This is a genomic window from Halomonas dongshanensis, from assembly GCF_024790395.1.
Taxonomy (GTDB): Bacteria; Pseudomonadota; Gammaproteobacteria; order Pseudomonadales; family Halomonadaceae; genus Vreelandella; species Vreelandella dongshanensis.
This window is the reverse complement of sequence record NZ_JAJISC010000007.1, coordinates 143,326-156,398: the sequence shown is the minus strand read 5'-3', so window position 1 is coordinate 156,398 and position 13,073 is coordinate 143,326. Positions and strand designations below refer to the sequence as shown.

The 13,073-nt window shown below is 59.5% G+C and carries 14 protein-coding genes and 4 tRNA genes; 9 read left to right on the top strand and 9 right to left on the bottom strand.

Annotation, left to right across the window (positions count from 1 at the left end; all coding sequences use genetic code 11):
* Positions 1-14 precede the first annotated feature (14 nt).
* Positions 15-1,127: a glycine cleavage system aminomethyltransferase GcvT gene (gcvT, locus tag LLY24_RS15235; protein WP_259037150.1), complete on the top strand. Its 1,113-nt coding sequence runs from the start codon at positions 15-17 to the stop codon at positions 1,125-1,127.
* Positions 1,128-1,160: 33 nt separating this feature from the next.
* Here the strand turns inward: gcvT and LLY24_RS15230 are convergent, their stop codons facing one another.
* Together LLY24_RS15230 and LLY24_RS15225 are read right to left on the bottom strand one after the other, a co-directional pair.
* A complete protein-coding gene (locus LLY24_RS15230; RefSeq protein WP_259037226.1) occupies positions 1,161-1,949 on the bottom strand; it encodes a LysM peptidoglycan-binding domain-containing protein in 789 nt (262 codons plus the stop codon).
* A gap of 170 nt (positions 1,950-2,119) precedes the next feature.
* A complete protein-coding gene (locus tag LLY24_RS15225; RefSeq protein ID WP_259037149.1) occupies positions 2,120-3,001 on the bottom strand; it encodes a 1-acylglycerol-3-phosphate O-acyltransferase, YihG family in 882 nt (293 codons plus the stop codon).
* Between the two features lie 193 nt (positions 3,002-3,194).
* On the opposite strand from LLY24_RS15225, the gene LLY24_RS15220 reads away from it, so the two are divergent.
* Complete coding sequence (locus LLY24_RS15220) at positions 3,195-3,896, top strand: CoA transferase subunit A (protein WP_259037148.1); 702 nt, start codon at positions 3,195-3,197, stop codon at positions 3,894-3,896.
* 81 nt (positions 3,897-3,977) lie between these two features.
* On the top strand, positions 3,978-4,640 hold the full coding sequence (locus LLY24_RS15215; protein ID WP_259037147.1) for a CoA transferase subunit B: 663 nt from the start codon (positions 3,978-3,980) through the stop codon (positions 4,638-4,640).
* 113 nt (positions 4,641-4,753) lie between these two features.
* Here LLY24_RS15215 and LLY24_RS15210 read toward each other — a convergent pair whose 3' ends face one another.
* Positions 4,754-5,497: a VOC family protein gene (locus LLY24_RS15210; RefSeq protein ID WP_259037146.1), complete on the bottom strand. Its 744-nt coding sequence runs from the start codon at positions 5,495-5,497 to the stop codon at positions 4,754-4,756.
* A gap of 177 nt (positions 5,498-5,674) precedes the next feature.
* Entirely contained in the window at positions 5,675-5,932 is a 258-nt protein-coding gene (locus LLY24_RS15205) for a GrxA family glutaredoxin (RefSeq protein WP_259037145.1), read from the bottom strand.
* Between the two features lie 168 nt (positions 5,933-6,100).
* On the opposite strand from LLY24_RS15205, the gene LLY24_RS15200 reads away from it, so the two are divergent.
* Positions 6,101-6,874: a 3-hydroxybutyrate dehydrogenase gene (locus LLY24_RS15200; protein WP_259037144.1), complete on the top strand. Its 774-nt coding sequence runs from the start codon at positions 6,101-6,103 to the stop codon at positions 6,872-6,874.
* A 6-nt stretch (positions 6,875-6,880) separates the two neighbouring features.
* On the opposite strand, the gene LLY24_RS15195 is transcribed toward LLY24_RS15200, so the two are convergent.
* The 3 genes from LLY24_RS15195 to LLY24_RS15185 form a co-directional block, all read right to left on the bottom strand.
* On the bottom strand, positions 6,881-7,417 hold the full coding sequence (locus LLY24_RS15195; RefSeq protein WP_259037143.1) for a response regulator transcription factor: 537 nt from the start codon (positions 7,415-7,417) through the stop codon (positions 6,881-6,883).
* 72 nt (positions 7,418-7,489) lie between these two features.
* The gene (locus tag LLY24_RS15190; RefSeq protein WP_259037142.1) at positions 7,490-8,758 is read right to left on the bottom strand and encodes an ATP-binding protein; all 1,269 of its coding nucleotides are present in this window, start codon (positions 8,756-8,758) and stop codon (positions 7,490-7,492) included.
* A gap of 6 nt (positions 8,759-8,764) precedes the next feature.
* Entirely contained in the window at positions 8,765-9,184 is a 420-nt protein-coding gene (locus LLY24_RS15185; RefSeq protein WP_259037141.1) for a hypothetical protein, read from the bottom strand.
* A 201-nt stretch (positions 9,185-9,385) separates the two neighbouring features.
* Here LLY24_RS15185 and pyrC point away from each other — a divergent pair, with 201 nt between their 5' ends.
* The gene (gene pyrC / locus LLY24_RS15180) at positions 9,386-10,432 is read left to right on the top strand and encodes a dihydroorotase (protein WP_259037140.1); all 1,047 of its coding nucleotides are present in this window, start codon (positions 9,386-9,388) and stop codon (positions 10,430-10,432) included.
* Positions 10,433-10,436: 4 nt separating this feature from the next.
* On the opposite strand, the gene mtnN is transcribed toward pyrC, so the two are convergent.
* Complete coding sequence (gene mtnN / locus LLY24_RS15175) at positions 10,437-11,144, bottom strand: 5'-methylthioadenosine/S-adenosylhomocysteine nucleosidase (protein ID WP_259037139.1); 708 nt, start codon at positions 11,142-11,144, stop codon at positions 10,437-10,439.
* A complete protein-coding gene (folD, locus tag LLY24_RS15170; protein ID WP_259037138.1) occupies positions 11,141-12,022 on the bottom strand; it encodes a bifunctional methylenetetrahydrofolate dehydrogenase/methenyltetrahydrofolate cyclohydrolase FolD in 882 nt (293 codons plus the stop codon). Before folD ends, mtnN begins: the two co-directional genes overlap by 4 nt.
* Positions 12,023-12,253: 231 nt before the next feature.
* Here folD and LLY24_RS15165 point away from each other — a divergent pair.
* From LLY24_RS15165 to LLY24_RS15150, 4 genes are all read left to right on the top strand, one after another.
* Positions 12,254-12,330: transfer RNA gene (locus LLY24_RS15165), tRNA-Pro, on the top strand.
* Between the two features lie 81 nt (positions 12,331-12,411).
* Positions 12,412-12,488: transfer RNA gene (locus LLY24_RS15160), tRNA-Arg, on the top strand.
* Between the two features lie 47 nt (positions 12,489-12,535).
* Positions 12,536-12,610 (top strand) — tRNA-His (locus LLY24_RS15155).
* 28 nt (positions 12,611-12,638) lie between these two features.
* Positions 12,639-12,713 (top strand) — tRNA-His (locus tag LLY24_RS15150).
* The last annotated feature ends 360 nt before the right edge of the window (positions 12,714-13,073 follow it).

Genomic DNA, 13,073 nt, shown 5'->3' with positions numbered 1-13,073 from the left:
ACAAGGAGCTCAGCATGACGGATCTCAAACACACGCCGCTTCACGCACTGCACCAGGAGCTGGACGCTAAGATGGTGCCTTTTGCCGGCTATGACATGCCAGTGCAGTATCCGCTGGGGGTCAAAAAAGAGCACGAGCACACCCGTGCCCAGTGCGGCTTGTTCGATGTCTCTCATATGGGACAAATCAGTGTGTCAGGCGCGGACGTTGCCGAGGCGTTGGAGACGCTCATCCCGGCCGATCTGCTCGGCCTACCCGTGGGCGGTCAGCGCTATGGTCTCTTCACCGGTACCGAGAGCGGTATTCTGGATGATCTGATGCTGGTCAACGCCGGTGATCACTTCTATCTCGTGGTCAACGCGGCGTGCAAGGAGCAGGATTTGGCGCATCTGCGCGTCAACCTGGGCAATACCCACGAGATCGACGTGCTGGAGCGTGGGCTTTTGGCCCTGCAGGGGCCGAAGGCGGCCGAGGTGATGGCGCGCCACTGCCCAGACGCCTGCGAATTGATCTTCATGCAGCATGGGCGCTTTACCCTGGGAGGCGTCGAAGTGTGGGTAAGCCGTAGCGGCTACACCGGTGAGGACGGCTTCGAAATTTCGATTCCCGCCGAGCAGACCGAGGCCGTGGCACGTCTGCTGCTGGGCGAGCCTGAAGTGGAGGCGATTGGCCTTGGCGCGCGTGACTCGTTGCGTCTGGAAGCGGGCCTGTGTCTTTACGGCCACGATATGGACGAAACGACGACGCCCGTAGAAGCAGGATTGATCTGGGCTATCGCCAAGCCTCGCCGTCACGGCGGCGAACGTGCGGGGGGCTTTCCCGGCGCCGATCTCATTTTGCACCAGATCGATGCCAAGGATCACGGGCGCAAGCGGGTAGGCCTCGTCGCCGAGGGCCGTGCCCCCGTACGCGAAGGCGCCGAGCTCACCGATGCCGATGGCAAGGTGATTGGTCAGGTTACCTCGGGCGGTTTTGGGCCAAGCTTAGGCAAGCCCGTGGCCATGGGCTACGTCGAGCGCGCGTACGAGGCGCCGGGGAGCAGCGTCTTTGCCGTGGTGCGCGGCAAAGCGCTCCCCATGACCGTGACCGCCACGCCTTTCGTGGCGGCCAATTACTATCGTGGTTAAACGGCGCTATCACTAACTGCTAGCAGATCATCCCTAGCGCAACACCTGGCGTGGATCGACTGGCTTACCGGCCTGACGCAGGTCGAAAAGCAGATCGTGGCGCTGGGTGTCGCTGTTCTGACCCACCACGCATAGCTCCTGCCCCGGCGTCACGTTATCGCCTACCTTTACCAACAGTCGCTCGCACAGCGCGTAGACCGATTGCAGGTTATCCGGGTGGTGGACGATGACCACCTGACCTAGTTGGCGCATGCTGCTGGCAAAGCGGACTTCCCCGGCGGCGACCGCCTTGGCCCGCGCGCCCGTTTGAGTGGCCAACAGCATCGGCTGCAAGGTGCCGTGGCTATCGGCGCCAAAGCTGCGGACTACGCGGTAGTCGTCGAGCGGCCAGGGCCAGCGGCGAGCCGAGGCGGGCAGTGATTGGCTACGCGCAGGCGCACTGGGCGCGCTGGCTGCGGTATTGCGTGAGGCCGTGGCCGCTGAGCTTGCCCTTGATGCCGACGCCGAGGCGGAACCAATGGGCACGCTAATGACCTGGCCAATACGCAGCGCCGTTGCCGATACGCCGGGGTTGGCGCTCTGGATGCGTCCGCTGGTGGTACCGAAATGGCGGGCGATACCGGAGTAGGTGTCTCCCGCGCGAATTTGGTAGCGGTAGGGGCCACCCGAAGGCGCGCGCTCCTGCTGTGTGGGCATCAATAAACGCTGTCCCACGGCCAGCCGGCTGGCATCGACGCCAGGGTTGAAGCGCTGTAGTCGCTCGATAGGTACATTGGCGCGCTGTGCCAGTTGGCCTAGGGTGTCACCGCGCTGGACCTGAATCCAGTTGCCGCCCACCTGGGCGTTTTCTGGTGGCGCCACCCGATTCGACGTGGCGGGCGACCCCGCACAGCCTGACAGCGCCAGCATGATCATGCAGAGCCCCGCCCATTTGCTCAGGTTCGTGCGGGGCGTCCTCGTGCGGCTTTTCATACGGCTATCGCGCGAGGCGCTCAGTCGTGCGACGAGAGACGCTCCAGTTGGGCGTCCTTTTCCTGCCAAAGAGAGTTGATCCATGAATGGAAGCGTTCCTTGTGCTGCGCTTTTTCGTGGTAGTTGGCCTCGAGCATCCAGGCGGGCACCTCGAGTTTGCGTGCGCGCAGAAGAATGGCCTGCTCCTTGCCGCAAAGAAATCCCCAGAAGCTGGGCTTGGGATTGGCGTAGCTGAGCGTGACGTCAAGAATACCATCTAACTGGCTGCCTAGCAGGCTAATCACCTGCGCCACGCCGCCGCTTTTAGGGCGTAATAGATACCCATAGGGGCTACCTTGAGCGCTGCGTTTGGCCGGAGTGAAGCGCGTGCCTTCGACGAAATTGAAGATCGCAATGGGTGAGGTGCGCGCACGTCGGCACATCCGCTCGGTCGACTCGCGGTCGATCGAGGCAAGTTTAGGGTTGGTAGCGATCTGTTCGCGACTAAAACGCCGCATCAGCGGAAATTCCAACGCCCAAAAGGCGAGTCCAACGATGGGGATCCACACCAGTTGGCGCTTGATGAAAAAGCGTGGCATGGGGATGCGCCGATGAAACACCATCAGCAGCATGAAGATATCCGTCCAGCTGCGATGGTTGGAAATCACCAGCCACCACTGGTCGGTGCTCAACTGCTCGGGCACCTCGGCATCCAAACGTGGGCGTAGCCAGCGCTTCATCCACCATAGGTTAGCGCCTATCCAGTTAAGTGCCACACGGTTGAGGCGCAGCAGCAGCCACTGGCGGCCGCGCTGGCTCGGCGTTAGGAGTTTGGCCAGCGTGAGCAGTATGAGCGGTACGCCCCAAAAAAGTGTACTTAGGACCAGCAGCAGGCAACTGACGACTCCTTTGATGATTGGCATGGCGTTGTCCTTAGGGCGTATTTTCAGCCGCGTAGTTTTATCACAGGATAGTGGGTAATTGGAGCGACATGGCAGGCCAAGGTCGTGGCGGTAGGGATAAATTTATCCGCAAGCGGGCGACACCCTGCTAGCTTAACAAGAGGCCGATGGCGCGATCATCGGTGGCCGGCTTACTAAAAAAGCGAGGTTCGACATGGCAGGATTCGACAAACGCGTTTCTTCCTATGAAGAGGCAATGGACGGTATCGAGAGCGGTATGACCGTGATCGCTGGTGGCTTCGGGCTCTGCGGCATTCCCGAGAACCTGATCGCCGAAATCAAACGGCGCCAAGTGATGGATCTGACGCTCATTTCCAATAACTGTGGCGTCGATGGGTTTGGCTTAGGGCTATTGCTCGAGGACAAGCAGGTAAGCCGTATCTACGCCTCTTATGTCGGCGAAAATGCCCTGTTCGAACAGCAGATGCTCAACGACGAAATCGAGGTGATTCTGACCCCCCAAGGCACGCTCGCCGAGAAGATGCGCGCAGGGGGCGCAGGCATTCCCGCCTTCTATACCGCTACCGGCTATGGCACGCCCATTGGCGAAGGGAAGGAGGTACGCGAGTTCAACGGCCGTCACTACATCTTGGAAGAGGCCTTCACTGGCGACTTCGCCATCATCAAAGGCTGGAAAGCCGATCGCTACGGTAACGTGGTCTATCGCCATACGGCGCAGAACTTCAACCCCTTGGCCGCCACGGCGGGCAAGATCACCGTCGTCGAGGTTGAGGAGATCGTCGAGCCGGGTGAGCTTGCGCCGAGCGAGATTCATACGCCGGGCATCTACGTCGACCGCATCATTCAGGGAAGCTTCGAGAAGCGTATCGAAAAGCGCACCGTACACGGTGGATAAGGCGCTGCTGCTTTTCGTACTGTTGATTTGACGTTACTCCTAACACGTTACCCGTACTCGTATCGAACAGAGGCACGTACCATGGCACTGACCCGCGAACAAATGGCGCAGCGCGTAGCGCGCGAGCTCGAAGACGGCTTCTATGTCAACCTCGGTATCGGCATTCCGACCTTGGTGGCTAATTACATTCCCGACGGTATCGACGTCATGCTGCAGTCCGAAAACGGTCTGCTCGGCATGGGGCGTTTTCCTACCGAAGAGGAACTCGACCCTGACATGATCAATGCGGGTAAGCAGACGGTTACCGCGCGGCCAGGGGCGGCGATTTTCTCCTCGGCGGAGTCGTTCGCCATGATCCGCGGCGGCCACGTGGACCTTACCGTCCTTGGCGCCTTTGAGGTGGATCAGTATGGCAATATCGCCTCCTGGATGATTCCCGGTAAATTGATCAAGGGCATGGGCGGCGCCATGGATCTGGTGGCTGGTGCCGAGAACATCATCTGCACCATGACCCACGCCTCCAAACACGGCGAGTCGAAGCTGTTGGAAAAGTGCGAATTGCCATTGACGGGGGCGGGCTGCATCAACCGAGTCTTGACCGATTTGGCGTATCTTGAGATCAAAGATGGCGCCTTCATTCTCAAGGAGCGCGCGCCGGGCGTCAGCGTCGAGGAGATCAAAGAGAAAACGGCAGGCAAACTGATCGTACCCGACCACGTGCCCGAGATGACCTTCGACGCCTAAACGCACTTGCTGCCGTCGATGAGCATCCCCAAAACCTGCAAAAAGCCGAGCCCAGGTGGGCTCGGCTTTTTTGTCTTTACGAGATAATCGCTTCGAGATGGTGGTTTATGCGCTTAGGCGGCCCACATGACCTCGACGCTGCGGCGCCGATCGCTGGCGCAGACCTGATTGACGCCCAGGCCACCCAGGCAGAGGCGGTGCTCGTCACCGTGCCCGAAGACCACCTTTTGCCCTAGGGTAGGATAAAAGCGTGAGACGAGCGCGGGGTGGGAGGGGAAAAGGCCATGGGCGCTGCCGTCGAGACTCTCCATTCCCGTGGCCTGAAAGGCGCTATCGAGAGCATCGAGCGGGCTACCCAGCGCGCGACAGTCGAACCCGGCGTGGTGGATGCGTGGCCCCATGATCGCAAGCCATCCCGCCAGCGGGTGCGCTTCACTGAGCGTGAGATAGCGCTCCCAGGAGGGCATGGGCCAGGGACGGCCACGGCATAGTAGGTTATGGCCTTTACAATCCTGCGGATGCGCCTGGTTGACCAGTTCAAGCAGGGCGATATCGGCATCGTCCTGCAACGCTTTGGTGTTTAACTCGATCAGCACGAGCCACGCCTCGTTGCCGGGCGGTGACAGCGCGGTGAGTCGACAGCCGGTTTCGATGTCGTCTTGCTGGTGGCGTAGTCGATACCCCATATGGCCAAGCTTGGGTAACAGCGCTTGCGTTGCGAAGGGGCCTTGATCGAATGTGACCAGCGCGAGGTAGTCCACGCGCGCATCGGCAGGCCATAGCGGTAGGGCACCTATATCCGGGTAGGTATGAACGTAATCCAGCCACAGCTGCTGGACGAACTCTTCGCGTTGCATCGTCTCCTCCTCGCCAGCCCGAAGGCCGCTACGGTCGATGGACGTATTGTGGTTGTTATTCAAAGCAAGCCATTCCTACAGGCTAGACACTTACTTTATGGCGTTATTCGTGACTATAGGCAAGCGAAGGAGCGAGGCGTTCAATGAAGTGGGCCATCAAGTGAGTCTTTTGGGCGCTTAGAGTAAGCCATTGGCGCGAACGTACTGGGCGAACTCAGTAAAGCCGCCGATATGCTGCTGGTCGATAAATACCTGGGGGACGGTGTGAACCGGCTTGCCAGCGGTCTTGGCAATGTCCTCTTTGGTGACGCCTTCGCTTGGCATATCGATGTAGCGATAGCCCTCGATCTTGTCGGCCTGCTCCAACTGCTCGGCCAGATGCTTGGCGCGAACGCAGAAGGGGCAGCTCATGCGACCATAGATGACGACGAACATAGTCAACGTACTCCTCGATAGTGATAAAAGCGGCGATGGCGGCATTGTGACGCAGACGGGCAGCGTTGACCAATGCCGTCTTTACACGTCCGCTTTTGCGAGCGCCACCCGTGCGCGACGGCTATGCTGACAGGCAGCGGTATTCGATAACTCGATATGGAGAGGCGTATGTCACATGCAAGCGATAACACTCCGCGCATTGCCGTGGTCACGGGGACCAGCAGCGGTATCGGTGCGGCGGTGGTCAAGGGGCTCTGTGCGCAAGGGCATCAGGTGCTGGCCGTCGACTTCAATGCCAAAGGCAAAGAAGTAGCTGAGGCGGCTGGCGCAGCGTTTTACCAAGCCGATCTGAGCGACGCGGAAAGCTGCCGTGGTGCCATCGATGAAGCGGTCAAACGCTTTGGCGGCGTAGATATCTTGATCAATAACGCCGGTATTCAACACGTCGAGTCCATCGAAGCCTTCCCCGAAGCGAAGTGGCGCCAAATCATCGACTTGATGCTTACGGCGCCTTTTTTGCTTACCCAAGCCGCTTGGCCTCACATGCGTAAGCGGGGCTGGGGGCGTATCGTCAATATCGCCTCCATTCATGCTCAGGTGGCCTCTCCAGGTAAGGCCGCCTACATCAGCGCCAAACATGGCTTGATCGGGCTGACCAAAACCGCTGCCCTCGAAGGCGGCGAGCAGGGCATCACCGCTAACGCGATCTGTCCTGCCTACGTCAAAACGCCGCTGGTCGAGAACCAAATTGCAGATCAAGCCAAGCTCAATCACATGGACGAGCAAGAGGTCATCGAGAAGGTGATGCTCAAAAATGCCGCCATCAAACGCTTGATCGATCCCGAAGAGGTCGCCGTGCTAGTCGCCTATCTCATCTCCGATGCCGCCGGGGCGGTCACTGGATCGAGCTTTAACATCGATCTGGGTTGGACAGCGCACTAAGTCGGCTTAGCGTCGTACCGGGCGTTTTTGCAGCTTGCGCTGAAGGGTACGGCGGTGCATGCCGAGTGCACGCGCGGTCGCGGAGATGTTGCCATCGTGCTCTTGCAGCACTTTTTGGATGTGCTCCCAGGTGATGCGATTGATCGAGGGTGGGTTATCGGCAACTTCGATATTAGGGTCGGCTTCCTGGTGCTCGAAGGCGGCCATGACGTCGTCGGCATCGACCGGCTTGCACAGGTAGTTGACCGCGCCGAGTTTGATCGCCTCCACTGCCGTGGCGATGCTCGAATAGCCGGTGAGCACGATGACGCGGCAGTCGGGAACTACGTCCAAGAGTTCGGGTAGCAGTTTGAGACCGGAGCTGTGTTCGAGTTTGAGATCGAGCGTGGCCAGTGCAGGCTTCGACGAGGCTGCCAGGGCCAGGGCTTGTTCGGCGTCGTGGGCGACGCTGACGTCGAACCCACGCCGCGTCAGGGCGCGGCTAAGCACATGGCAGAACATTTCGTCGTCGTCGACGATCAGCAGGCGTTGCGCGTTTTCCATGGTGACCTCTTTCAAGCAAATACGGTAATGACTCTAAACGCTTGTTCCACCTCTGACCTCACCCCCGTGAGCTCACGGCGCCGTGGCGCGGGGTAGCGTTACCTCGGTCAGGGTGCCACCTTCGGGGTGGTTGTACAGACTCACCCCGCCACCGAAGCGGTTGATCGTTGCGTGGGTGAGAAAGAGCCCGATCCCCATGCCTTTGCTCTTGGTAGACACGAAGGTGTCTCCCAACTGGTCGGCAATCGACAGGGCGATGCCTGGGCCGTGATCGCGGATATCGATGACCACGCTCTCTTCTTGCCACTCCAAGTGAATGGCGATCTGTTCGGGATTGGCATCGGCGGCGTTATTGAGCAAGTTGGTCAGCGCCTGATCGAGGGTGGCGTCGACGGCAATCCAGGGGCGGCCACGCCGCTCGACGACATCGAGGGTATGGCTCACGTCTGGGCGAATCACCAGCCAGCGCTGTACCACGTCATCGAGCCAGGCTTCGGCGTCGCGAATTTCTGGCTCGGCCATCCGCCGCCGATCGGCATTGCTGACCAAGCGCTGTAGGTGAGATTTGCACAAATCCACCTGCTGGCGCAGTAGGGTGATGTCCTCTTTAAGCAGGGTGCTGGCCGAGGTGTCGTGCTGCATATCCTTAAGCAACACGGCCATCGTCGAGAGTGGCGTACCCAGCTCGTGAGCCGTGCCTGCCGCCTGCGTTGCCACCGCCAGCACCTGCTCGTTACGTAGCGCGCCTTCACGGGTGCGCGAAAGCGCCTGATCACGACTGCGCAACGCATGCGCCATTTTGTAGATGAAAAAGGTCACAAGCCCCGCCGAAAGGCCAAAATTCAACCACATACCCAGTACGTGAAGGCTCAAGGGCGTGCCGCTATGTACGTGGCCCAGCTGGGCTACTGGATAGTAGAAGAACATCAAGAAGGTGTAGCCCGCCATGGCGCAGCCGGCGATGGTCCAGGCGTGGCGCCAGGGTAGGGTGGCAGCGGCAATGGTGATCGGTACCAAGTAGTAGTTGATGAAAGGGTTGGTCGAGCCGCCGGAAAAGTAGAACAGCAGGCTGAGGCCAGCGACATCGGCCAAAAGATGGAGCAAATATTCAGTGTGATCCACGGCCCTGGGGCGGCCCAGGCGCCACCAGGTGGCAATGTTGAGCACGCCCATGGCACCGACCACACCGAAGATTTCGGCCACCGGTAACTTGAAATCGAGGAGCTTGATACCGACGACGATCAGCAGCAAAAAGCCCGTCCAGGTGATGCCGCGAACGATGGTCAGGCGCACCAAGTTGCGGTTGGGCGTCGAGAGCGGAAGCGGAAGGGCGTTTTGCATGGCAGATTACCGCGTGGCCGGCTGTTTGAGGCCGTGAATGACCGACTTGATCGCCAGTGTCATGACGTAGGTGAGCCAGCCAGCGCTGGCAAAGAGATTGAACAGCAGCACCTTCGAGGGCAGCCAGGCGCTACCTAACACCGTCTCGATGGCGATATGCAGAATCATCGCGAGCAGTAGCGGCAGAGCAAGCAAATGAATCCACATATCGGTGCGCCGTTTACGCACGTGATACCGGCGTAGCAAAAGGCGCATGGGACGATGCGCCCAGGCGAAGAAAATCATGGCGCCAATAATGAATAGCCAGGCGAGGGTGGGTTCGGTGCTGCCACGGTGTAGCGACAGGGTGATCGACCAGGCCAGCCCCAGCCAGGCCAGACCCTCGAGGCTTGCGATCACGTCGGCGTAGCGTCTCACTCTTTGCATGCAATGGTGCTCTTACTCAGGCGTATCTTGAAGAGGGCATCATACGCCACTTGCGCCTCGCTGTGGGGGATGTCGCAAGCAGGCGTGATTCAAGCCTCGGCGTGATTGGGTATACTAGGCGCCGCTCCTTACCTGGGTAGGTGGGGTCGCCGCTTGCCCAGCCGCTTTCAACGATTAAAAATTATCCCGATAGGATGTGCCGTGGACGCTATAACCCTGACTCGCCCCGACGACTGGCATCTACACCTGCGCGATGGTGCGGCGCTTAACGCCGTAGTTGCTCATACGGCTGCCCAAATGGGCCGGGCGATCATCATGCCCAATCTGACCCCGCCGGTCACTACCACCGCGCTTGCTCTGGAATATCGTGATCGCATCCTCGCCGCACTGCCCGAAGGCAGCCGCTTCGAGCCGCTAATGACGCTCTATCTTACCGATACCACCACGCCCGATGAGATCGAGCGCGCCGTGCAGAGCGGTTTGGTAAAAGCAGTTAAGCTTTATCCGGCCGGGGCGACGACCAATTCGGCCTCGGGCGTGACCGATCTTGCTCACTGTGATGCGAGTATTGCCATGTTGGCGCGTTTGGGCATGCCGCTGCTGGTACACGGTGAGGTGACGACGCCGGAGATCGATATCTTCGACCGCGAGGCAGTATTCATCGAGCGAGTAATGAAGCCGCTGCTCGAACGCCACCCCACCTTGAAGGTGGTTTTCGAGCACATCACCACTGCAGATGCTGCAGCGTTCGTCGCTTCGGCGCCGGATACCATCGGCGCAACCATCACCGCGCATCATTTGCTCTATAACCGTAACAAGATGCTGGTGGGGGGAATTCGTCCGCACTACTACTGCCTGCCAATCTTGAAGCGCGAACGCCATCGCGAAGCGCTGCTCGAAGCGGCGACCTCGGGGAGCCACAAATTCTTTCTCGGCACCGATAGTGCGCCCCATGCCAAGGGCGACAAGGAGTCGAGCTGTGGTTGCGCCGGTGCCTATACGGCGCCAGCGGCCATCGAGCTCTATGCCACGGCTTTCGATCAAGTGGGTGCGCTTGATCGCCTGGAAGGGTTCGCCAGTCTCAATGGCCCACGTTTCTATGGCTTGGCGCCCAATGCCGACCGCGTGCGGCTCGAGCGCTCAACGTGGACCATGCCGAAGAGCTTCCCCTATGCCGATGGTCAGACCATCGTACCGCTATTGGCGGGTGAGACCATCGGCTGGAAGTGTCGCGATCTAGACGCCTAAAACGTTAGCGCTGACTGATCCGTTTTAGCATCACGTCGACCATGCGCGAGGAGTGGTCGGCGGCGATGTCGAGAAACTGCTCGAAGGAGAGATGGTTGTCGCCGCTACCGGGAATGTCCGAAAGTGCTCTGACGACGACGAAAGGGCACTGATAGAGGTGACAGGTTTGGGCGATGGCCGCTGCTTCCATCTCCACCGCTAGCATGGCAGGAAACTGCTGGCGCGTGGCCTCGACGCGAACCGGGTCGGCCATGAAGGCATCGCCAGTGGCGATGAGCCCTTCGCGTACGCGCACTTCGCCAAGCTCGTCAATGGCTTCGCGTGCTAGCGCGCGAAGCGCTGGGTCGGCGGTGTAGGCGGCAGGCATGCCGGGTACCTGGCCCATTTCGTAGCCGAATACCACGGCGTCCACGTCGTGGTGGCGCACTTCGTCCGATACGATGATATCGCCAATGGCCAGATCAGCCGCAAAGCCACCGGCGGAGCCAGTATTGATCACCACGTCCGGTTGGTGGCGTTCGAGCAAGATGGCGGTGCCTACCGCCGCGTTGACCTTGCCGATGCCCGACTGCAGTACGATGATCTCCAGGCCATAGCGGGTGCCGGTATGAAAGACGAAGCCCGCATGCTCGATACGCTCAGCGTTCTCCAGCTGGCCTGCCAGAATCTTTACCTCTTGCGCCATGGCGCCAATGATACCGATACGCTTCATGAGGCGGCTCCTTCTGAGCGAGCGGCGGCGTCGTGCTGCTCGGCGGCTTGCAGCGTGTTTTCGAGCAGGGTGGCGACCGTCATCGGGCCAACGCCGCCGGGAACGGGGGTGATATGACTTGCTAGCGTGGAGGCGGCGGCAAAGTCGACGTCACCTACGAGACGCCCATCCTCCAGACGGTTGATGCCTACATCGATAACGATGGCGCCCCGTTTGATCCACTCGCCGGGGATGAAGTGTGGCTTGCCTACGGCCGCCACGACGAGATCCGCGCGCCGCACGTGGGCTTCGAGATCCTGCGTGAAACGGTGGCACACCGTGGTCGTGCAGCCCGCTAACATCAGCTCGAGCGCCATGGGGCGGCCAACGATGTTCGACGCCCCGATGATGGTAGCGTCCAGCCCGCGTACGTTGAGCCCGCTCTGCTCGAGTAGGGTCATGATGCCTTTCGGCGTGCAGGGGCGCAGGGCAGGCAAGCGCTGAGCCAGCCGACCAAGGTTGTAGGGGTGAAAGCCATCCACGTCCTTATTGGGCAGGATGCGTTCGAGAATCGGGCGGGCATCGAGATGATCGGGCAGCGGTAGCTGAACCAGAATGCCATCGACGCTGGGGTCCTGGTTGAGCTGGTCGACCAGCGCTTCGAGATCGGCTTGGCTCGTGGTGGCCGGTAGTTGGTGCTGGAACGAGAGAATGCCCGCCTGCTCGCAGGCGCGGTGCTTGTTGCTGACATAGACGTGCGAGGCGGGGTCCTGGCCCACGATTACCACGGCGAGTCCCGGTGCGCGCAGGCCGTTTTCTAGGCGCGAGGCTATCTTCGTCGCAACGCGTTGGCGAACCTGAGCGGCAATGGCCTTGCCATCGATGAGCTGGGCGGTCATGTAAGGTGGTTCCTAACGGTAAAAGAGTGAAGGAGTGAGAATGAAAACGCGGCGATTTTCTCATGCTCACCCAATAAGGCAAAGGTCTAATGCCGCAGGGCGATAGGCAGAGACGCTCTACGCCACGATGGCGTGATGCTAAATAGACAGGCCCGTGGTTGACTTTAAAATTAAAAACAGTAATATATGCCTCGCTTGAGACGGGCCACGCAGTGGTGTCTAGGTAACAATCGGGGTGTAGCGCAGTCTGGTAGCGCGCCTGCTTTGGGAGCAGGATGTCGGGGGTTCGAATCCCTCCTCCCCGACCACGCCTAACGCCTGAGTGTGCAATTGCTTTGCCCGGCGTTGGTTGTGGTCAAGTGCTCATCGGTATCTTTATCGATTCACGTGCGCCCATAGCTCAACCGGATAGAGCAACGGCCTTCTAAGCCGTAGGTTGCGGGTTCGAGTCCTGCTGGGCGTGCCATTCGATGGGTGCCAACCTAAGCATGATCAAGCGCTGTATTGTCAATGGTGGATGTAGCTCAGTGGTAGAGCCCCGGATTGTGGCTCCGGTGGTCGTGGGTTCGATCCCCATCATCCACCCCATGACAACGCAGACCCTCCCCAGGTTATGGTGGATGTAGCTCAGTGGTAGAGCCCCGGATTGTGGCTCCGGTGGTCGTGGGTTCGATCCCCATCATCCACCCCATAACCTCATGTTTTAGTTTTTTCCTTACTGCTTCTCTTCCTTTTTTAAAGCACCTTCAAAGCGCTTATCGCGGACTTCAAGTCGCTGTCTATTTTTCGTCTGCTTACTCCCTCTTTTTATCTATTTATTTTTATCCATCTTCCTCCCTTCCGTATGCGTGTTTTTCGCTTAAGATCGCGTTCGGCATGAGATATTGTGGCTGATAACCTACTGGCTAGGTGAAAAGCCTGATTTTGCCATATGATTTGGATGTTAAGGCCAGTTTAAGGGCGGAAAAAAGCGCTTTCCACCGTATTAAGTTTTCTGCGCAAGTGCTACTTTCTACTACGCTTTCAAGACGTTGGCGGATCGACCGCCGAT

Bases quoted from the DNA above. Each gene is read 5' to 3' on its own strand.
- gcvT (WP_259037150.1), top strand. From the start codon at position 15: ATGACGGATCTCAAACACACGCCGCTTCACGCACTGCACCAGGAGCTG.
- LLY24_RS15225 (WP_259037149.1), bottom strand. From the start codon at position 3,001: ATGCCAATCATCAAAGGAGTCGTCAGTTGCCTGCTGCTGGTCCTAAGT.
- LLY24_RS15220 (WP_259037148.1), top strand. From the start codon at position 3,195: ATGGCAGGATTCGACAAACGCGTTTCTTCCTATGAAGAGGCAATGGAC.
- LLY24_RS15215 (WP_259037147.1), top strand. From the start codon at position 3,978: ATGGCACTGACCCGCGAACAAATGGCGCAGCGCGTAGCGCGCGAGCTC.
- LLY24_RS15210 (WP_259037146.1), bottom strand. From the start codon at position 5,497: ATGCAACGCGAAGAGTTCGTCCAGCAGCTGTGGCTGGATTACGTTCAT.
- LLY24_RS15205 (WP_259037145.1), bottom strand. From the start codon at position 5,932: ATGTTCGTCGTCATCTATGGTCGCATGAGCTGCCCCTTCTGCGTTCGC.
- LLY24_RS15200 (WP_259037144.1), top strand. From the start codon at position 6,101: ATGTCACATGCAAGCGATAACACTCCGCGCATTGCCGTGGTCACGGGG.
- LLY24_RS15195 (WP_259037143.1), bottom strand. From the start codon at position 7,417: ATGGAAAACGCGCAACGCCTGCTGATCGTCGACGACGACGAAATGTTC.
- LLY24_RS15190 (WP_259037142.1), bottom strand. From the start codon at position 8,758: ATGCAAAACGCCCTTCCGCTTCCGCTCTCGACGCCCAACCGCAACTTG.
- LLY24_RS15185 (WP_259037141.1), bottom strand. From the start codon at position 9,184: ATGCAAAGAGTGAGACGCTACGCCGACGTGATCGCAAGCCTCGAGGGT.
- mtnN (WP_259037139.1), bottom strand. From the start codon at position 11,144: ATGAAGCGTATCGGTATCATTGGCGCCATGGCGCAAGAGGTAAAGATT.
- folD (WP_259037138.1), bottom strand. From the start codon at position 12,022: ATGACCGCCCAGCTCATCGATGGCAAGGCCATTGCCGCTCAGGTTCGC.